Annotated in this window: 12 protein-coding genes and 1 pseudogene; 10 read left to right on the forward strand and 3 right to left on the reverse strand. The window is 47.7% G+C overall.

The window, feature by feature from the left end; translation table 11 throughout:
* Positions 1–15: 15 nt before the first annotated feature.
* The 6 genes from AC3WTP_RS06710 (at position 16) to AC3WTP_RS06735 (ending at position 11,415) form a co-directional block, all read left to right on the forward strand.
* Positions 16–1,788, forward strand: coding sequence for a sensor histidine kinase (locus AC3WTP_RS06710; protein ID WP_492393814.1), 1,773 nt, complete (start codon positions 16–18; stop codon positions 1,786–1,788).
* Positions 1,788–3,437, forward strand: coding sequence for a response regulator (locus tag AC3WTP_RS06715; protein ID WP_492393815.1), 1,650 nt, complete (start codon positions 1,788–1,790; stop codon positions 3,435–3,437). The genes AC3WTP_RS06710 and AC3WTP_RS06715 overlap by 1 nt, the downstream gene beginning before the upstream one ends.
* A 111-nt stretch (positions 3,438–3,548) precedes the next feature.
* Positions 3,549–4,826 (forward strand): ABC transporter substrate-binding protein, encoded by a 1,278-nt coding sequence (locus tag AC3WTP_RS06720; RefSeq protein ID WP_492393816.1) that lies wholly within the window; start codon positions 3,549–3,551, stop codon positions 4,824–4,826.
* A gap of 151 nt (positions 4,827–4,977) precedes the next feature.
* Positions 4,978–9,579, forward strand: coding sequence for an S-layer homology domain-containing protein (locus AC3WTP_RS06725; RefSeq protein ID WP_492393817.1), 4,602 nt, complete (start codon positions 4,978–4,980; stop codon positions 9,577–9,579).
* Positions 9,580–9,989: 410 nt separating this feature from the next.
* A complete protein-coding gene (locus AC3WTP_RS06730) occupies positions 9,990–10,472 on the forward strand; it encodes a GyrI-like domain-containing protein (RefSeq protein ID WP_492393818.1) in 483 nt (160 codons plus the stop codon).
* Between the two features lie 184 nt (positions 10,473–10,656).
* Entirely contained in the window at positions 10,657–11,415 is a 759-nt protein-coding gene (locus tag AC3WTP_RS06735) for a class I SAM-dependent methyltransferase (protein WP_492393819.1), read from the forward strand.
* A 337-nt stretch (positions 11,416–11,752) separates the two neighbouring features.
* Here the strand turns inward: AC3WTP_RS06735 and AC3WTP_RS06740 are convergent, their stop codons facing one another.
* A complete protein-coding gene (locus tag AC3WTP_RS06740) occupies positions 11,753–12,289 on the reverse strand; it encodes an acyl-CoA thioesterase (protein ID WP_492393820.1) in 537 nt (178 codons plus the stop codon).
* Between the two features lie 218 nt (positions 12,290–12,507).
* Between AC3WTP_RS06740 and AC3WTP_RS06745 the strand changes: the two genes are divergently transcribed.
* Positions 12,508–13,206: an HAD family hydrolase gene (locus AC3WTP_RS06745; RefSeq protein ID WP_492393821.1), complete on the forward strand. Its 699-nt coding sequence runs from the start codon at positions 12,508–12,510 to the stop codon at positions 13,204–13,206.
* A gap of 17 nt (positions 13,207–13,223) precedes the next feature.
* A complete protein-coding gene (locus AC3WTP_RS06750) occupies positions 13,224–13,694 on the forward strand; it encodes a DinB family protein (RefSeq protein ID WP_492393822.1) in 471 nt (156 codons plus the stop codon).
* Between the two features lie 113 nt (positions 13,695–13,807).
* Here the strand turns inward: AC3WTP_RS06750 and asd are convergent, their stop codons facing one another.
* Complete coding sequence (gene asd / locus AC3WTP_RS06755) at positions 13,808–14,605, reverse strand: archaetidylserine decarboxylase (RefSeq protein WP_492393823.1); 798 nt, start codon at positions 14,603–14,605, stop codon at positions 13,808–13,810.
* Positions 14,606–14,735: 130 nt separating this feature from the next.
* On the reverse strand, positions 14,736–15,836 hold the full coding sequence (locus tag AC3WTP_RS06760; protein WP_492393824.1) for a YheC/YheD family endospore coat-associated protein: 1,101 nt from the start codon (positions 15,834–15,836) through the stop codon (positions 14,736–14,738).
* 151 nt (positions 15,837–15,987) lie between these two features.
* On the opposite strand from AC3WTP_RS06760, the gene AC3WTP_RS06765 reads away from it, so the two are divergent.
* Positions 15,988–17,193 (forward strand): glycosyltransferase family 4 protein, encoded by a 1,206-nt coding sequence (locus tag AC3WTP_RS06765; RefSeq protein WP_492393825.1) that lies wholly within the window; start codon positions 15,988–15,990, stop codon positions 17,191–17,193.
* Between the two features lie 60 nt (positions 17,194–17,253).
* A pseudogene (locus tag AC3WTP_RS06770) lies at positions 17,254–21,675 on the forward strand (hypothetical protein); the annotation flags it as partial.

Genomic DNA, 21,675 nt, shown 5'->3' on the forward strand with positions numbered 1-21,675 from the left:
GATGGTGAGGTATCGATGAGAATGGTTAAATTCAAGGATCGGAGCATTAATCAGAAGCTATATATTACGTACCTGCTGCTTATTGTTATTCCGCTTGTATTGATTGGTTCGATCTCCTATTATTATTCGAGTTCTTTTCTAGAAGGGAGAATTGTGAAGTCCTTCAAGGAACTCAATCAGCAGATGATGACAAGTACAGATACATACTTGAAAAGTATGCTTCGAATCTCGGAAAGTCCGTTCTATGACGAAGAATTGCTGCACATTTTGTCCAAAAATTATGAGGATTTCGAATACCCGATGTATGAAAAGTCTCGTGACTACAGATACATCAATGATGAATTTTTCCGAAAGATTTTTCTATTTAATAATGATATTGATTCCTTGATCATTTATGCGAATAACAATGAATCGGCTTATCGCAAAGGGTATCAAGTTATTTATAACTATGACTATACGCCTTTTGAGGAGCCTTGGTTCCAGCAGATCGAGAGCAAGCGGGGTCAACCCGTCGTTGTTGGACTCCATCCCGAGAAGCAAGTCAGCAACAACAGTCCTGTTATGTCAGTCGGTCAGGTGATTGTCGACCCAAGCACAGGTCAGAAGCTGGGTACCTTCATTGTAAATTTCCGAGATACGGCATTGCAGAAATTGTATAAAGGATTAAATTTCGGACCTGAAGCAGAGCAGATTATTGTCGATGAGAATCATACGATTCTATTCAGTACCGATAGCCAAGATATAGGTCGAAAATTTCAAGATAAGGTAAGTTTGGATCAAAAAGAATACTACATTGTCAACAACACTTCTGCTGTCAGCGGATGGACATTCTATTCTATCATTCATAAACAAGAGATGTTTCAAGAGGTGTACCTCGTACGGAATGCTATTGCAATCATCATGGCGATTATCGTGTTAGTGGCTTTTGGTATGGCATTTTTCGTATCTAGGGGCATTACGAATCCTATTATGCAGCTTAGCCGAATGATGCGCAGAGTGGAGAAAGGCGATTTTAACGTTACGATCGATGTGAAAAGCCAGGATGAAATCGGCGGCTTGAGCAATTCCTTCAACACGATGACGAGGGAAATTCAACAGCTGATTGACAAAATCAAGGATGAGGAGCAGCAGAAGAGAAGCGCGGAAATGAATGCCTTGCAGGCGCAGATTAATCCGCATTTTCTCTATAATACATTATCCGTTGTAAGGTGGATGTCTCAGGCGCAGATGGCAGATAACATTACGGAGACGTTGGATTCCTTAATTCATTTGTTATCCTTCTCCGCTCGTAATACAGAGGAATTCGTGTCGATTGAAGAAGAAATGACATTCATCCAAAATTATATCGCGCTGCTTGAGCTTCGGTATTATAACACATTTGATGTAACGTATGATGTGGACGAAGAGGTGCTGCAGTATCAGACACTTAAATTTATAGTACAGCCGTTTGTTGAAAATGCCATATTCCATGGATTTACGGATGAGAGTCAAACGTATCAGCTCTGTGTAATCGTCAAGCGCTATGATCAGGGAGTTCGATTCACGATCCAGGATAACGGCATTGGCATGGACCAAGCCCACATCGACCGTCTTATGCATGCGGCAAAAGGCCAGCAGGGAATGAATTCTATCGGTGTACGAAATGTCGCTGAGCGTATAAAGCTTCACTTCGGCCCTCAATATGGTGTGCAAATTCATGCTTCATCTGGGGAAGGGACCATCATTCACATTGATATTCCAGTATTGATCAGCACGAAAGATACTTCTCCTAAGGAGGTTAATTGTTGATGAGAGTCCTTATTGTTGATGACGAATCTTTCATGAGAATGAGCTTGAAGACATCGCTGGATTGGGAATCCTATGGGTTCCAAGTTATCGGGGAAGCGAACCACGGCCAGGATGCCCTGGCCAAAATAGCGGAGTTAAAACCGGATATCATGCTATTGGATATTAAAATGCCGATTATGGATGGTCTTCAGGTATTGGGAGCATTGCAGGAATGGGATCATCCGCCGAAAGTCATTGTGCTTAGCAGTTACAAGGAATTTGAATATGTGCGGGAAGCGATGCGTTTAGGCGCCGTCGATTATATTCATAAGCCTAGCTTAAATGAGACGGGGATGTTCGAGACCCTCCAGCGTGCGCGCGAGGTGATTATGCGGGAACGAAAGCATACCGATGAAATGGAGCATTTGCGGCAGAATGCGGAATACGTGAAGCCTAATATGAAAGCGCTGTTTTTTAAAGGGTGGGCTGAAGGCTCCATTCGCCATCAATGGGAAATTGAAGCTAAGCTTAACGAATACGATATTCACCTGAAGCCGCCCAATCTGGTCTGCTTCGTCATGCACATTGATCAGTTCTCCAAGGTGAAGCAGCGGTACAAACAGAATATGGAGTATTTATTGTATTTTTCAATTCAGAATATTTTAACGGAAGTGCTTCGCAGATACGATGAGGTGGAATTTTTCCAGCATCATGAGAACAGGTTTGCCATCTTAAAGTCCTATTCGGGCATACGGAGCGAGCAAGAGATTTATAGTGAACAATGGAATCTGATTAAGGCTGTGCAGCATGCGCTGCGGAAGTTTTTGAATGTTAGCGTTAGCTTTGGGGTGAGTGCTCTACATGCAAGTCTGTGGGATATGCCGATCGCGATCAAAGAGGCGGAGAAGGTTTTGGAGCGCCATTTCTTTTATGCTGAGGCAGGTGTGAGCTTTTTTCAGAAGCAAGCAGATGACATGAAATCTGAAGATGATCTAATGAAGAAGTATATCTCAGAAAGAATTCAACAGATCAGACAGGAAGCTGAACATGAACAATGGGATCGGCTGCACACATCGATGGAGAGGCTGTTTGAAGATCTTCGTCAGAGCCGGCAAATGTCAAGACAGGAGGTGCTGAGAATCGCAACCTATCTTCACTTTGCGTTCAGCAAATCCTATGAGGGGGAGGACGGCCTACCGCTGACTGGATTCCCTACGTTAGAGGAATTTGTAGAAGTAGAAACCCAGCAGCAGTTCTACGAGCTCTTGGTGCGGGAGGTTCAGCTCATCCAACAGAAGAAGAACATGACTGCTGCCTCCCAGAAAATGAGCCCTAAAATTAGACTCGTCCTGGACTATATCCATGGCCATTATGATCAGGATCTGACGTTGGAGGAATTATCGCATTACGTAGGATTGAACAACTCTTATTTGAGCCGCTTATTTAAAGAACAGACGGGGATGATGCTGATTCAGTACATTAATCAATACCGGGTCAATAAATCATTGGATATGTTGATGAACAGCACACTCAAAACCTATGAGATTGCAGAGAAAGTTGGCTTTAAGAGCACGGACAACTTCTATATCGCATTCAAAAAAATGGTTGGATATCCCCCGAATGAAATTCGCAAAAACCCGGATCTGATGAGTCGATATGAAATGATGTAAAAATCTTCGGTCTCATGTAAAGATCTTCTGTTTTGCGTACATTGTTATCTCATTATGATAAAAGTACGTCGAACATATTGACGAATAGGATCAAAAAAGGGGACAGAACAGATGAAGAAAGCGATGACGCTTCTCCTGTGCTGCATTATGCTCGTAGGTATGTTAGCAGCTTGCGGCTCTAAAACGACAGACACTTCAGCAAATGGAGGAACGAAAGAAACACCTTCCACGGAACAAGCGGAGAAGCCTGCTGATCCCGTTGAAGTAACAATGGCTTATTGGGCTAATGCCGCTGAACAGAAAAACTTCGAGTTTATGGTGAAAGGCATCGAAGAGAAATATCCGGAAGTTAAGGTAAAGCTTCAGCAGTATCCGACAAGCGATGAGTTCTGGAAAGCGGTTCCGGCAGCAATTGCAGCCGGTGTGGGTCCTGACATTATCGCGATGTCCGATGAGGGCAACTATGAGTATATTGCGAATGGTGTCCTTGAGCCGTTGGATGAGTTGATTGGTACAGTCGGTTTTGATAAGAGCCGAATAACGGCTTCGTTATACCAAGGCTGGACCGATAACGATAAATTGTACGGTATTCCTTATGACTCTTCTACGTCCATGCTTGCGATTAACAAAGACATGTTCGACAAATCCGGTATTACCAAATATCCGGAGACGATGGATGAAGTGCTGGCTCTAGCAAAAGCAATGAACAAAGATGGTGTGAAGGGGATTGTAGGAAGCATTGATCCGTTCCACATTACACAATATGTTCATGCGTTCGGTGGCGGCTGGAACTTCGGTAAGACGATTAACTCTGAAGAGAATATCAAAGGGGTTCAGTTCTTCGTAGATATGTTCTTGAAAGAACAAGTAGCTATTGCACCGATCGAGATCGGCGCACCTTGGGACGGCGAAGTATTCTCGAAAGAAAAAGGAGCCATGTCCACTGCGGGTCCTTGGTATGTGGGCTACTTGAAAGAAGCGAATCCAGAACTGAAATTGGTAGCGTTGCCGATGCCTAAAGGTACGGTAGAAGCACAAAGCGCTTACTCTCACGGTCTATCGATTCTAGCAGGAAGTAAGAATAAAGAAGCAGCAATGAAAGTGATCAATTACGCATTGCGTGACGAAGCACAATTAGACGCGATTGAAACAGTAGGGTACTCGCCGTCTGTATCCTCTTTGCTGCCGAAATATTTGGAGAAATATCCTGATTTGAAGCCTGTATTTGATAACATGGAAAAAGCGGGCAAGCCGTTTGCTTATCCAAAAGAGACCAAAGCATTCCACGCAGACCTGTTAAAAGGTGTGGAAGAGATCATCTTCAAAGGCGGCAAGAAGCCTGTTAAAGAATTGCTCGATGAACTGCAGCAGAAGTACGGACAGAACTAATAAACGACATCACTAGTCCATGCAGAGGAGTAGAAGAACCACTTGTGATTTCCTTAAGGTAATCTATGGGTGGTTCTTCTTCTCTGATCGTATTACGATATCCAACCTGAATGCCAAGAGGATATATCATTCTGAGGAGGTCAAAGGAAAGATGAGGATGTCATTTAAGAATGTGGTAACAAAGATTTTGCTCGTATGTTTGCTGACTGCTGCTATTGGTCCGATGCCTTCCGTTCAGGCAGCAACCGAGTTTGATGCAGGGGGAGGGCAGGTTATTGGCGAATATCCACTGCATTTGACCAAAGTGGGGAATCTCGATTGGTTGCATCTTAAGGGTAATGCAGCGGGTCAAATCCAGGAAATCCGGAAATCTGGTCCCAGCTCGGTAACTTACAACGTCTACGGCGAAACATCGACCGAGGGTAAGGAAAATAAGGGCAGCGACACGAACTACATGTCGTATACCTGGACTAATGGCGTTGTTGAAAACTCGATTCAGGATGTTACAAATGGATTGAATGACAGCGGTTTCGGCGTATTTTATCCGAAGGCGAGTCGGGATGCTGGACCGTATAACAATGTCGGCTGGAATATTCAAGTCGCACCGCAGCCTAGTGATTCTACGCTAGTGCTAGGGATCGGCATGTGGCAAGCGGATGTAGATCTTAAGGTTTATATGAATGACGACAGCGCTCCGGCAGTAACCGAAAGTGTTTATGCCGATGGCGTTTCGAAAGTCTACCTGTACCAGGTGAAAGTGCCTGCTAATGTGAACCTGAAAGTGGAAGGTCGGCTAAGCAAAGTTCGTTCGAAGAACGGCAACATGTCATTGTCCGGGGTCGCATTGAGCAGCGCGGCTATCGCCAATAAAGTGCCACTACAAAATGAATACAATCAAGTCTTTAACATGACGCAAGGAATTTATACGGATGAGACGTGGCAGAGCCTGGTTACATCCCGTGAAGCAGCCAAGAGCGTGCTGGAGCAAGTTGACGCTACACAGCAACAAGCGGATAATGCGCTTCAAGCGTTAATCGTTGCACAAAATTCGCTGTTGAAGAAAAATTCCAACATTGTCATCGATTTTACAGGTAATGAGCTTAAAGGGTACACGTTTGGTTCATCAAGTACAACCGGAAATCAGAAGGAAAGATATCAAACATTTACGGCACCGGATAATATCACAATGAAATATGTGCAAGTGAATGCCAAAAGATACAAAGAGCCTGTAAGCGACATGGTTGTTCAGCTCTATTCTGTAGAAACCAACGTGCCAGCGACACTGCTAAAAGAAACTAAAGTGAGCAGCGACAGCATCGTGGATGGCGGACTTACTACGGCTGAAATGAGCTATGATCTGGAAAAAGGGAAGCGTTACGCGATCGTACTGACTCAGGAAAATCTTCAATCCAGTGGATACTATCATTGGACGACGATGCCTTCTACCGTAGAAACCAAGAAAGAATTCTTCGGAAAATCGGATAAAGGCAAGTTTCTTCCTGAGTACAATATTGGCACGGGAATGCTGAGAATCGTGAAGAAAAGCGATGTTGATCTGACCTCTTTGCAGAGCAAGATCGATGATATGAAGCAGTACAATCGTCAGCTGTATACCCTGCAAAGCTGGTCTGTACTCGAGTCTGCTTTGAATACAGCCAATGAATCCATGGCCGATGTCGATGTGACAACGGAAATGCTTCAAGCGGCTGCAGACCAGATCGACGCGGCGTTTAATGCCCTCGTCCTTGCTAAAAACTTGGATACCGTTGCAGTACAGATCGATGCGATCAGTCAAGCTGTTTTGAAAGGCTACACGTCTGAATCCGCGCAGGCTTTAGAGCAAGCGATTACTGGAGCGAAAGCCGTTCAAAACGGAACTGATCAAGACCGGGTCAAGGCGTATTCGAAAGTGTTTAACGCCCTGGACGCATTGCAGCTTGAATTGAAATATCAATACGAAGTCAATCCGAAAATGACGGCGGGCTTTGGTTTCGAGGGTGACAAGAACTCATCACTGTCATTCCTTGACGGATCCTACCAAATCGGCGGAATTCGTCCGATGCAGCATGGACCGATTGCGCCGAAGCAAATGGTTACGTTTGGCGCAACAAGCGACGCGAACATCAAATGGTACAATGCGGAAGGCTACTTGCCGGTGTTTGTCCATGAGTTTACTAATAACGATATGGACTACAAGATCGAGACCTTCGGCAACAAAAAGTCGGTAGAAGGCAAAGATTACGTCATTAACTATTCGCGAGTTACGGTTACAAACAAATCGAGTGAGACACGTCTTTTGCCAGTAGTATCTTCGAATCTAGTTCTGATCAACCAGGCCGCTGACGAAGTATTTACGATTAAATCTGGCGAGACCGTAGTTAAAGAGTACGCTATCGAAGGCGATAAGTATGAGTACTTTGATGCGGACAAAACGAAATTCACATCCCTAACGAGAGATCAAATTTCTAAATTAGGTACGTTTGACAGCAACTATGGTGAAATGAAAACGTACTGGAACAACCGCATGGCGACTATCGTAGATCTGGACCTGCCGAATAAAGAGCTGGTCAATGCGTTTAAAGCCGGCTACATCTACGAGATGATCATTAAGGATGCTGAGTATCTGCACGTAGGTGAGAACGGTTATGCACGACTGTATTCCCACGATACGCTGGGAATTGTTGTTCAATTGATACAAAATGGTGATTTTAAGCATGCGAAAGATTATTTGAAGTCGATTCCTCTTACCGGCGGAATTAATATCGAGACCGAACAAGTGGATCCGAATCAGTTCTGGGATGCCAACTGGAAGCTGCCTTGGGCTTATGCCGTATACCTCAGCAAAACGGGCGACATTTCTATTTTTGATGATACGATGACGGCTGATGACGGCTCCGTAGGAACGATTTTTGACAAGAGAGTCAAATTCGGCGCGAAAAGCATTCAAAGCGACCGTGTCGGAGACGGCGGTATAATGAAACAGACGAAAGCGATCGATACGACGGGATACTGGACGATCGACAACTACTCTGCCTTGACGGGCTTGGCATCCTACGAGTATATTGCCCGCGAGCTTTACAAATCGAAGGGCGAGCAGAAATATCTGGATGAAGCAATATGGGCTAAAGATCAATATGATAAGCTGCTCACCGATTTTACGGCTAAATTGCAACAGACGATTACCAACAAAGGTCTGAATTACATTCCGGCATCTGTTGTACAAAGCAATGATGAGAACCGGATGAAGGATCCCCAAGATGCGAACTGGGCTTCCATGTACCTGTTCGGAAGATGGCTGTGGGATGGGTACCTGTATGGTGCAAACCAACCGGAAGACAATATTAACCTGACCATGTTAGATGACACGTATGCTTACGGTATTGAAAGACGCACCGCTGCAGGGGTAACCGATTCTCCATACAATTTCGGCGGATACCCTCACGGCTTTTATTCCAGTTCTTACAATGCCGGTTACGGCAGCGCGGCGCTTCGCGGCGAAGCGTACAGAGACATGGGAATCAAAGCTTACGAGTTCATGATTGAAAACTCCATGAGCGGACCATTCAGCTGGTGGGAAGGCGTGTATGAACCAGCTGCTTCCAGCCCTTGGGCGACCATGAATGACAGCTACGGCGTTCGCAATACTCCAGGCGGCGGCGGTTCGGCGCAGCATATGTGGGGACAGGCCGTAAACTCCAAGGTGCTTGTGGACTCCCTGATCGCTGAACGAATCTATGATCAGAATACGAAGTACGACATTATCGTTGGCCGCGGGATTCCTAAGGAATGGGTTAAGGACGCGGATAAGAACAACAATGTGGTAGCCAAAGTTCAGAACTATCCTGCATTCCAAGGCGGAAGAGTAGGGTACAGCGTGGTCAGACAGGCGAACAACCTTGTGTTCACCTTCAATACAAGTCTGGAACAGGCTAAGGCGGATACAAGCAATGCTCAATTCAGCATCCAACTGCCTAGCATGGTGAACAACATTAAGAAGACTTCTGCAGGTGTTGTGGACAATGCCAAAGGTATCGTTAGCGTTCCGCTTGATACCAAATCGGTTACGATCACGTTGAGCGATCTGCCTGAAGGCAGCGATAGCGGCAATAACGGCAACAATGGAAACAATGGAAACAACGGAAATAACGGCAATAACGGAAATAATAACAACAATAATAACGGTAACAACAATGGTAATAACGGCAACAACGGTAATTCGGGCAACCAACCGAAATTTAGTGACATCACCAATCATTGGGCGCTTAAGTCCATCATGAGCGCGGTAGAACACGAGATTGTCAAAGGTTATGAAGATGGAACGTTCCGTCCCAATAACGAAGTGAAACGCAGCGAGCTGATAGTGATGATTGGTCGCGCTTTGAAGCTGCCGCAAGAGGATATAGCTCTTTCGTTCAAGGATGCATCCAGCATCCCAGCATGGGCGAAATCCTACATCGCAAGTGCGGTGAAGTCCGGTATCGTGAAAGGGTACGAGGACAACACCTTCCGTCCTGATGGTAAAATGACCCGGATTGAATTCGTGGCGATGGTAGCACGCGCACTTGATCTGAAGGGCAGCACAAATACGCTGCCGTTTGCTGATGCTGATCAGATTCCGGCATGGGGCAAAGACTACGCTATAGCAGCGTATGAAGCAGGTCTGATCCAGGGCAAAGGCAATAACAAGTTTGCTCCGAACGATCCCTTAACAAGAGCCGAAGCGGTTACCGTACTTATGAAACTGGTTAAATAAGGACAGGTGACTATTCCGAGGCGGTAACGTTAGTTGAAATGAACCCCTTAGAATGGATATTGGAATAAACCCTTGGTTTATCCGATGAAATTTTAGGGGGTTCATTTTTTTATGACGGATGGTCAAGCCAAGTGCGACAGCTCGTGCATGAGGAATGTCCAATTTCATTTGAACAGCAATTTGTAAGAGTCATTGAACTTTTTTGGTCGGAGCATTATTTGATGCTTATTTGGGCAGCGCCCAAACCAGAGATTTACAAAGGGTTACCTCGAAGTGCATAGGTCATGTATAATGATAAGAGGATGGCGCCTGCCATCTTCTTACTTCATGTGTCTCATATAATTGACCTCATATGTTCAGTCACAATTCGTCATACCTAACGCGTTACCATTAAACGGAGGTGCACGAATATGAACATTTCACTAGTTGCGAGACCGGAAATGACAGCTGCTGTTATCAAAACAGAGCAAAACGGCTTCGATGTTCGACGAGGCTGGAGGGATATTCAGACGCTGCTGCAGGATCATCCTAATCGAATAAGCATGGATTATGGCTTCGTCTTTATCCCGGAATGGCAGTGGGCAACTGGAGTAAATATGCTATGGGTGGGCGTCGAAGTGAATAGTACAGTGACGCTTCCTGAAGGAGTAGAAACGATCACTATTCCAGCGCGAAACTATGCGAAGTTAACGGTGAAGGGTGATCGCATTCATATGGAGCGTGCATATGTGGCTCTAAATTCCTGGTTCGGCAGGCAAGGCTATACGAGAGACACCTCGGAAGGCTCTATGAGCTTTGAGGCGAACCGTCTGCATCCGATCAATCCGTTTGAACTTCCTGCTGATAAGATACAATCCTTTGATTATGACATCTATGCTCCCATCAAGAGATAACGCCGATTCACCATAATTTGTACAGTGTGTCAACATTTCTGTTAAAGTCAACAATTGTCGTATTATGGTTCCTGTGTTATGCTCTTATTCTCAAATTATTTTTATAACTGGATTCGATTCAATTACCGATATACATATAGATTAGCATTCTCAACTAGATTTTAAAGTAAAGCGGGGACCTCTTATGTACAGCAGTTATGGCGAACTGTGCACGGAAGTGTATAACTTCACGAAGCCTGTAGGGCATTCGTTCGGTAGAGAAATCGAATATTATAAGGAAAGACTTATTGACTGCGAGGGTTTAATCTTGGAAGCGGGAGTAGGATCTGGAAGAGTGCTAATTCCGCTGATGGAAGCAGGACTTCAGATGGAAGGGCTGGACTCCTCTCCAATCATGTTGGAATCATGCAAGAGCCGATGTGATGAGCGTGGCTTGAAAGTAAACCTGTATGAGGGTGAACTACAGAAGTTTAAGCTGCCCAATCGATATGAAGCCATCATTATTCCTGCGGGATCATTTCTGCTGCTGGAGAAGCGTGAGGAATCATTAGCTGCATTAGAGCGATTCCATCATCATCTGAAGCCAGGAGGCAGACTTATAATCGATTTATTCTTGCAGGATGAATTCGAGTCCAAAGCGCCTCGTCTCTCAACCTACGAGCTGCCGACAGGCGATATTATTACGTTGGAGAACCGTATCGTTGAAGTTAGCCATCTTCATCAATATGTCATTCGCCATCTTAAATACGAGAAGTGGCGCTCCGGTCAGTTGATTCAATCCGAGCTGCAGCGCTTCCCGCTGCGTTGGTACGGCCTGGAGGAATTCAAGCTTGTGTTGGAACGTTTTGGGTTCCGCGATATTGTAGTATCTTCAGATTACGAATACGGCAAAGCCCCATCGAACGACCGTCAGACTTACACCTTTGAAGCGATTCGCGCTTAGCTTGCAGTTTTATTTATAGAAGAGACTGAACAAGCAGTCTTCACTTGGAGCGATATATTCAGTGAGAAAGAACCTTCAAACCACCACACGAATGTGATGGTTTGAAGGTTCTTTCTTTTGACATCACAGCGGCCGATGGCGCTGCGGCGAGCCGAAACTATAGCTGAGACGTCGAAAAACAACGTCTCAGCTCCAAAATCGGCCCGCGCAAGGGCTGAGATGCAGAAAAAAAGCATCTCAGCCTCTCACACCGCCGCGGCGAGCCCAAAACAAAGGGGCGGACCCCAGTACTTATGGTCCCGCCCCTTGAACTTATACAGAAGCCGCTATTGCACGGCTACTCCCAATATTTATGCAGCGCAAGCTTGGCAGCAAGCGATTTGCTGGCTGCGCGACGCTGCTTGCGCAGAGCGGACCGCTCTGGAGCTGATTCGTTCAGCAGCTTCTCCTCGTCCGTTTCCGGAATGATCTGCGGAACCGGACGAGGACGCCCGTCCTTGTTCATCGAGACGAAGGTGATGAACGAGGTTGCAGCTACGTTTCGCTCACCCGTGAGCAGATCCTCGGAGATGACTTTCACGAATACTTCCATGCTCGTCGTTCCGGTATGTGTCACATACGATTCCAAGCAGACAGAATCCATCTCACGGATCGGTCGGAGGAAGTCAACGGAGTCAGTGGATGCCGTAACTACGCCGTTGCGGCAGTGCCTCATTGCTGATATGGAGGATACTTCATCGATTAAACTCATTAATTTTCCGCCAAATAGTGTCGAGTGATTGTTCATATCATTAGGGAATACGCGCCCAGTCCGAAACACAAGAGAATCTTTGCATTTCTTAGGTTGTAGGTTAGCAGCGGAATGCTGGGACATAGGGATTACATCCTTTCATGCTTCAATCTGTGAGTTTATTATTATATACGATATATTCGTATTATGCAGTGAGATTGGACATTCTACAGTAGGTTTCCAATTAATAGAAGATAGCTTATAATATAGGTCATCCTGAGTGTTGCACATTGTTCACTTGGGTAACGTGAAGCAGCATTCGAGCTTAGTGATGTTCAGTGCCGGCAAATGGAGGAGAATTTATGTATAAAGCAGTCATATTCGACCTGGATAATACGTTGATGAAATTTGAGGAATGTGTGGGCAGCGCAATGCAGGAAATGAGGCTGACTCATCAAATACATATCGATAACGAGACAGAGTGGAATGCATTTCAGCAGCGGTATATTGAACATTTCGTCCGTCATTGGATGGATTATCTGAAAGGTCAAGGCTTCAAAGATTTGAAGGAAATTATGACGTACACGTTTAAAGATGCGCTCACGCCAGAGTATACCGATAACTATGAACGGTTCGGGAGCACCTATTGGGAGAACTTCTGCCAAAGCAGCATATTTGAAGAAGAAGCGGAACAGGTGCTGAATGAGCTTTACAGCGGTGTAAAGCTTGGGTTGATCTCCAATGGACATGGCGAAGCGACGCGCGGCAGGCTGACGAAGGGCGGTGTCTTTCACCTATTTGATTCGCTCGTTATATCGGAGGAAGTCGGAGTTCGCAAGCCGGACCCTGCGATCTTCGAGCTCTCATTGCACGAACTTGAATTGGAGCGCCATGAAGTATTGTATGTAGGTGATTCATTAACAGATGATTATGTGGGCGCACTTCATGCAGGCGTGGACTTCTGTTATTATAATCGCAAAAATAAAGCTTTCGACGAAGAAATTAAACCTAAGGCTGTGATTAGTCGTTTAGGTGAATTGGTGAAGCTGATTCAATCATAAGGGAAGGGTTGAATGCGATGAAATCCTTGTTTGCTTATAATTGGCAGGTTCGAGATGAATGGTTGATCTGGTGCAGCCAGCTACCGGAAGAGGAACTTCTAAAGGTACGTATTGGAGGAGCAGGCAGCATTCTGCGGACACTGTTCCATATTATCGATGTAGAAGAAAGCTGGATTCAGGCGATGGCAGGCGGCGTTGTCAAAGACCCCGTATATGAAGATTATGCTTCGTTGGATAAAGTGATCGCATTTCACCATGCATGCCGCCCTGTGGTGGCTCAGTTCGTTGAGAGCTGGCAAAGTGATCGGGATAACCATAGGTTCGTGCCTCCTTGGATGCGTGAGGGCGATAAATCCTACACTTATGGAGAAGTTATGCGTCATACTATAGCCCATGAGATACATCATATTGGTCAGATGTCGGTCTGGGCGCGTGAGCTGGGGCTGAAGCCGGTATCGGCTAACTTCATAGGCAGAGGCTTGGATTGAGGCTCCAATACGGTATAAGCTTGCAGGTTTACAGCATTCTCAACAGTTGGACAATAGGCTCGATCCATAGAAAAAGACGTACATTATCGGTTTCGATGTTGTACGTCTTTTATTTACTTGCATGGTTTTGCGTGAATAGTTCCAAGTGTTTCACCCATCATCACCTTGTCACCAAGCTTTAGCTCTGGACTAGGTGTGAAGGTCCCCGTATCCGTCAACAGCACAACCGTAGAGCCAAACTCGAAGAAAGCGAGTTCTTCTCCTCGTTCGTACGACGCCTTCACCTTATCGTCAACATAGCGTATGCTGCTTACATTAAGTGCGCCTACCTTCACGACAGCCGCTTCGCCATACACATGCTGGATGTATGTAATGAGTCGTTCATTGCGACTTAGCACGCGAGGCATATGACGCAGTCCGAAATCGTTAACAGGATAAACCTTGCCGACTACATGTTCGCTCTCAACTGTCTTGCCTGCAACAGGAGAGTGAATGCGGTGATAATCAGACGGACTTAGATACAGAACGAAGTAATGGCCATGCTTGTACTTCTGCATATGAGGTGAATGGTGCAGCAATTCATCTAATGTGTAATCCTGCCCCTTCACATTGAGAATCAAACCGTCCTCGATTGGTCCCATTCCGGTAATCAGCGCATCAACAGGGCTGACGAGCAGATCTTCGCCCTCGGCAATTGGACGCATCCCTGGCTTTAAACGGCGCGTGAAGAAATCATTCAAAGATTCATATTCGTGAATAGCCCGCTCCGCATCTTCTACTCGAATACCGTAGGACTTTGCGAACTTAGGGATAAGCCTGCGGCTGGCGCTGGAAGTCGCAACCATCCCAGTACAGCGGGACACCCATTTTCGGGAAGAGAGTTCTGTTAGCAGTCGCATTAAGGACTTCATGGTTAACCACCTATAGTAAGGCCGCCAATGCAGGCGCCCTGTGCGTATTAAGGAACCGAGATCCAGTTCCTTTGGCTATAATGGCACAGAACGCCTTATATTTCAATAAGATGATGCATGGAGATGCAATTTATACCGTTATCGACCGTTGAATCAGCCCAGCTCCGTATGCGATCGGATTCTCATATGTGGCTTTCCAAACCGCAGTTTGATGCGCCTCAAGAAAGCTGTAACGCTGATCTCTTCCATTGCATTCGATGAAGAGAGGTGTTCCATTCGGAGAGATGCCGATATCGAGTCCGAGATCAGCCATATGGGGAAGTTCGCAGGAGAGCCGCTCTGCTATACGCAGGGACAACTGGGAGACGCGCTCATGAAGTACGGAGAAGGAGATGTCGGGTAATGCTGCCGCAGCGAGCTGTTCGAATGGCAGCACTCGTCCTCCCTGTGCGACATTCGTTACAAACGTATGAGCGGGAGCTACCTTGCCGACAATGCCTGTAATCTGCCATCTGCCGCTCAGCTCACGCTGTACGGATACGCGCAGATCAAATGGTCGGCCATGGTACCGAGTTAGCGGCAGCGTTTCTTGTACCAAGTAAGTCTCCTTGGCAATCCGCTTCATAACCACTCGCGGCAGCCCATCAGACCCACACTGGGCAGTTCTCCATACCCGCTTGCCCGACTTGGCGCGTATGGCATATTCCGCTCGCCATCCGTCATCTGTCCGCTCAGTCTTCATGACACCGCGACCAATGCTGCTGTTGTCTGGCTTCAGAATAAGCGACTGATGTCTCATCATCATCTCAGCTATGGCGTCCCGTGTTGCAAGCATCGTCTCGGGCAAATGCGGCGCGATGCTCGGATCTTGGAGCAGAAGCTCGTGAATCGTCAGCTTGCCGTAGCGGTTCACTTGGTTGTAGATGCATATATCGCGGCTCGCAAGCAGGCGCAGCTTCGCATGCGCGCCAGAGCGCATATAGATAGCACGGTTATGAATGACACGCGGCAGCGGCATGCTCTTGCGCTCGTATCGATTGCCGCATCGAACGTAGGCATGCACTTGCATCGTTATCGGATTAATATCTTCCAACCGAAAATATACGGGCTGCACATCGTGAAGATTTGCCGCTTCCTCATAATTAAGAATCGATTCATGCTTGGTTCTGCCCCGCACGAGACCCCGCAGCAAGTTGGAGTTGAACAAGATACCGATGCGATTATTGATCATGAACGCTCCTCCAGTCAGCCTATACGATATGTACGCTCCTAGTAAACTAAGGCGTGTGTAATGCATCTTATGTGAGGTAAATAGCCGAGGTATGGACGAGTGCAGGCCGCCGAATGTCTATATTTTACGTTGAATGAGTGAGGTGATGCGAATGCGGCTTCCTCGGGTAGCGGTTGTTACACCCGGTACATTCCCTATTCCTTCCGGCGCCAGCAGCTCTGTAGAAAGAGTCGTCGAATATGTCGTGAGTCTCGCTTCTAATCGCGTAGCTGCCCGAATCTATGGCAAGCAATGGCCGGGTCAAGCGAAATCGGATACCGTGCGAGGGGTGAGCTGTGAACGGGTTCGCGCTTCCAACAATCGAAAGTATATTCAAAGCATCATTCGACTGCTGGCTGAGGATCAACCGGATATTATTCAGATTGAGAACCGTCCGCGTTTCGTGCTTGCTGTACGTCGTGCGTTGCCTTCAGCCAGAATATGGCTGAATCTGCATTCGACGACGTTTATGCAGTCGAGGCATATTTCTATTCGCCTGCTCCGTATGGCGCTGCGAACGGCGGATCGCATATTTGTGAACAGTCGATTCTTGTATGAACAGGTTGTCCGAGCAGTGCCGGAGAGCAGCGACCACATCGTTATCAATCCACTGGGTGTTGACGGCAGCAGATTTATTAGCCGTTGGAGTGAAGTAGGCGCAGAGCGGTATTTTTCGGGAAAGCAGCTGCATGGTTGGGAACAACGAAGAATTATACTTTATGTGGGCAGGCTGATTCCCTTAAAGGGAGTTCATCATCTTTTGCAAGCTGTACCATCCGTCGTCAACCGTCACGAGGACGCTCTGTTCGTTATCGTCGGCGGCGCATCCTATGGCAGAAATCGGAAGACTCGATATGTGCGTCGACTGGAACGGCTCGGACGCCGATATCCGCAGCATGTACGCTTCATTCCTTACGTATCTCATGAAGAGATCCCGTCCTGGTATGCGATGGCAGAGATTGCGGTTGTGCCGTCTGTTGAGAGAGAAGCTTTCGGTCTAGTTAACTTAGAAGCGATGGCAACCGGTATCCCTGTAGTCGCTACCCGTGTTGGCGGTATTCAAGAGGTCGTAACAGATCAAGTGACTGGACTGCTCATTGCACCTCAGCATCTGGCGCATCGGCTTACGGCAGCGATCAATCACCTGCTTGGCGATTCAGCACTGTGTGAGCGGATGGGGCAAGCGGGGGTCGCACAAGTGGAGTCCTCGTTTACGTGGCAGCGAACAGCGGATCGTTGGGCAGATGAAGTGTATGCTCGCATGAGCTTGAATGACAATAGAATAGATACTCCGCTTGATCCATTTGTGACGGGATGATAGCCCAATGCATATGATGGCATAGGCATAGACTGCAGCCCGTTAGAAAGGAGAGTGCGCATGAAAAAGAATAATGACAGCCGCTCGGCTTCAAAAGCTGGGAAATCCAGAAAACCCAAATATTTCGTAGATAATCCCAATACTTCAGAGCTAGGCATGCTGGATCGGATGAAGAATATCAAGAAGCAGAGCGACATCACACAGCCTGTTGCTAAGCTTAGTGCGGTAACCGAGCTGACCCCTGAGGCACAGGTGGAAGAAGTCATCTCGAAGAGTTGGCCAGAGGAGCCTGCTGTAATGGAGATGCCGCTTCCCGTTGTTGTGGACATCCGCGAGGAAGAAATGGTGACGCAGCCTGTGTTGGAGATAACTGCTGTTAGGGAGGCGCCTGCCCCAGTTCAACCCATCCAGTCAATCCAGCCCATCCAACCTATCAATCCCATCGAAGAGAAGATGATCGAGGAGCGGTTCGAGGAGCGGTTGACAGAGAAACGCGGCGGTCGACGGACGAAGGCATTTATCTATACCGATGACATAGCGGATGAAGCCGTCACGCTCGAAAAGATTGCACCTCATGCGATAGACGGCTCTAAATTGAAGCGTGAGAGTATCGACACAGACACGCTGCATGACTATTCGGTAACGAATATTAAGTTGGCGGACGGATCGGTAACAGGAAGCAAGATCGCTTCGGAATCGATCGCAGGAGAGCATCTGATTCGCAATGCAATCTCGGGCAGCAAGATTCGAGACCGCTCGATTACTGGCGAGAAGATTAAGGATGGCAGCATTACGTCTTCGAAGCTGGCAGATAAAACGATCGACGCTTCTAAGATTGCGGAGAGCTCGATAGACACCAAACATCTGAGGAAGCTGATTATATCGAATGATCTGCTGCAGGATCAGGCGATAACGTCAGAAAAAATACGCAGCGGCGCGATTGAGACGGAGAATCTCGCTAACGATAGTGTTGATACATCAAAGCTTGGGGACGAATCAGTCACCAGTTCGAAGCTTAGAGAGCATGCAGTAACGGGAGATAAGATATTTCCTGGTTCCATAGATGGGACACATATCGCTGACGGCAGCCTAACAGGCAGTGTGATCGCAGACCATTCGATAGAGGGACGTCACCTTGTCCCCCACCAGATTCGCAGTGAACACATCGAAACAGGCTCCTTATCCGGCTTGCTGATGCAGTCTAGATCGCTGAACAGTGAACATCTGTCCGACAATGCGATTGAAAAGCGCCATATTCAACGTGAAGCTATCCATCAAGAGCATATCGCCGAAGGAGAAATTCACGGTAGACACTTTATTGATTATAGTATTACTTCAAGTAAATTGGCGGATCAATCGGTTACGACAGTTAAGCTTGTGGAGCATGCTGTAACCTCTTCCAAGATTGCAGATCAAGCTGTCGTTCCGCACAAGATCAGCGAAGAAGCGGTTCAAACTCACCACATCGCGAAGCAAGCCATCGGTCCAAGCCAGCTTGCACCGCTTGCTGTTAACGCTCAGCACATTCAATCCGAGTCGATCGGCGGCGATCACTTGGAATCCGATTCAATCGAGGAGCGCCATCTTCGATCGGGAGCAGTGACTTCTAGACAACTAGCATCAGGTGTTGTTCAGCACGTACACTTAGAGCCTGGCGCTGTACAGACGGACAGCTTGCAGGATCATGTTGTGACCACTAGCAAGCTCGCTGCCTCCAGTGTTACTACCGGTACAATTGCCGATGCCGCTGTGACTGGAAGCAAGCTTGCCGATACGAGCATCATTTCAACGAAGCTGGCAGATGAGAGTGTTCTACCGCGCCATCTGAAGCAGGGCTCTATCACCTCGAAGGCGATCATGTCTGGCGCTGTTCACGAACAGCATATTGCGCCAGGTTCAATTACCGAAGAGCATATCCGCGACAATTCGATTACTTCATCCATGTTGAAGCTGGAGTCGGTTGGCAGCGATAAGATGATGCCGATGTCTATTCGCGACCGTCATCTAGCATCAGGCGCAGTCCTCTCACACCATCTGGGTGATCACGTGGTCACATCGCTGAAGCTGTCGCCAGAAAGTGTCTCGACCGATAAGATCAGCGACATGGCGGTGACATCGAGCAAGCTGGCTAATCGCAGTGTAACGGCATCGAAGCTGGAGAGAGACAGTGTAAAGTCTGAGCACTTGGCTAACGATATTGTCGCAGGCGTTCATATTAAAACGCATTCGATCGAGAGTCATCATCTGACAGAAGGCTTGATCTCGACAGAGCATTTAGGATTTCAAGCGGTCGACAGTGCCGCGCTGCGTGGAGAAGCCGTAACATCCGAGAAATTGGCTTCTGAGTCGGTTCATGCCTGGCATCTCGCGCCAAACTCAGTCGAAGAGCAGCATCTGGCAGAAGGAATTATTCGTTCGGATCATATTCAGCCTGATGTGATCGCGGGCTATATGCTGCAGGAAGAGTCTGTATTGGCAGACAAGATCGCGCCAGGTGCGATTGAAGCACATCATATTGGGCCGGAAACGATCCTTGGCAAGCATATTAAAGCAGAGACGCTGCAGGGATACCATCTGAAGAAGAACAGCATTAATATGGCTCATCTCGCACCGGAACTGTTAACTGGCGACTTCTTGTATGACAAGAGTATTGCTGGAGCTAAATTGAAGGATGGTACGATTACAGATACTCATCTCTCTGATGCTTCAGTAGGCTCATACCATCTGCAGATTGGCTCCGTAGACGGTTATGCCATAGCTGACGGCTCAGTGGAGACGCGTCATATTGCACTAGGACAGGTGACGGCTGAGCATATGGCACCGCAATCGATTCAGCGTGAAGCACTGGCGGATGGCGCTGTCAGCCGTGAGCAATTAGCTGCTGATGCTGTTGATGAGCAAGTGCTCCGAGCTAAAGCTGTTAACAGCAAGCACATCGTTGCGAATTCGATTAATGGCAATCATATTGCGGTGGATGCTATACACTCAGGGCATATATACTCAGGCGCAATTGAAGCACGGCACCTCGAATCGGGCATCGTCGATTCTCGCCACCTGGCGGAGGGAGCGGTACTGCCACATCATCTTCGTGAACAAAGCGTACATGAGGCGCATATTGCCGCAGATGCCGTGTACACGGATGCGATCGCAGACTTCAGCATCATATCCTCCAAGCTGGCGCCTGAAGCGGTGCAAGGGGATCATCTAGCGCCATTATCGGTACACTCCCATCATCTTGCGGATCGTGCGATTCGACCTTATCATATCCGTGAAGCGGCAGTAGAACGGGAAGCCATCGCACCAGGCTCGGTAGACGGTATGCGTCTTGCGCTTGGAGCGGTAGGGGATGTGCATCTGCAGGATGAAGCGGTTGAAGAACGAGCCATTCAATCTCAGGCTGTGACCTCTGATAAGCTTGCCGTTCATGCGGTATCCAGTGAGCATCTGCAGCCATTCTCGGTAACTTCGCAGCACTTGCAGCCAGAAGCGATCACGACAGATGCCCTGCAGGACGGATGTGTAACATCAGAGAAGCTGGCATACGGTTCGGTGGATTCGACACACCTGGCAACGAACTCCGTTCAGACCGCTCACATCGCGGATGGAGCAGTTACCCAAGAGAAGCTGGCGGAGGAGATCGTAAGCGGAGAGCATGTTCGATCAGGCTCTATCTTCGCGAAGCATCTGCAGCCATTCTCGGTAGCTTCGCAACACTTGCAGTCAGGCGCGGTAGCTTCGCAGCACTTGCAGCGAGAAGCGGTCACATCGGAAGCGCTGCAGCAGGGAAGCGTAACATCAGAGAAGTTAGCGTACGGTTCCGTGGATTCGCTGCACCTGGCAGCGAACTCCGTTCATAACGCTCACATTGCAGATGGCGCTGTTACACTAGAGAAGCTGGCGGAGGAAATCATAAGCGGCGAGCAAATTCGATCAGGTTCTATCTTCGCGAAGCATCTTCAGCCCGGCTCGGTAGCTTCGCAGCACTTGCAGCAAGACGCGGTCACGGCGGAAGCCCTGCAGGGCGGAAGCGTAACATCAGAGAAGCTAGCATATGGTTCGGTGGACTCGCTACACTTGATGGAGAACTCCGTTCAGACTTCTCACATCGCAGATGGTGCTGTCACTCTAGAGAAGCTGGCATACGGTTCCGTAGATTCGAAACACTTGACAGAGGGCACCGTTCAGGCTGCTCATATCGCGGATGGCGCTGTAACGAGTGAGAAGCTGGCAAGCGAGAGCGTAAACGGCGAACATATCTGTTCGGGTTCCATCTTCACGAAGCATCTGCAGCCTGACTCGGTGACCTCGCAGCATTTGCAGCAAGAAGCGGTCGCGACGGACACCTTGCAGGATGGATGCATTACTTCAGAGAAGCTCGCCTATGGTGTGGTGAATTCCATGCACTTGGTGGAGAATTCGATACAGACCGATCACATCGCGGTAGGCGCTGTAACGAGTGAGAAGCTGGCAAGCGAGAGCGTA

Source organism: Paenibacillus sp. EB106-04-04-XG159 (assembly GCF_058791835.1).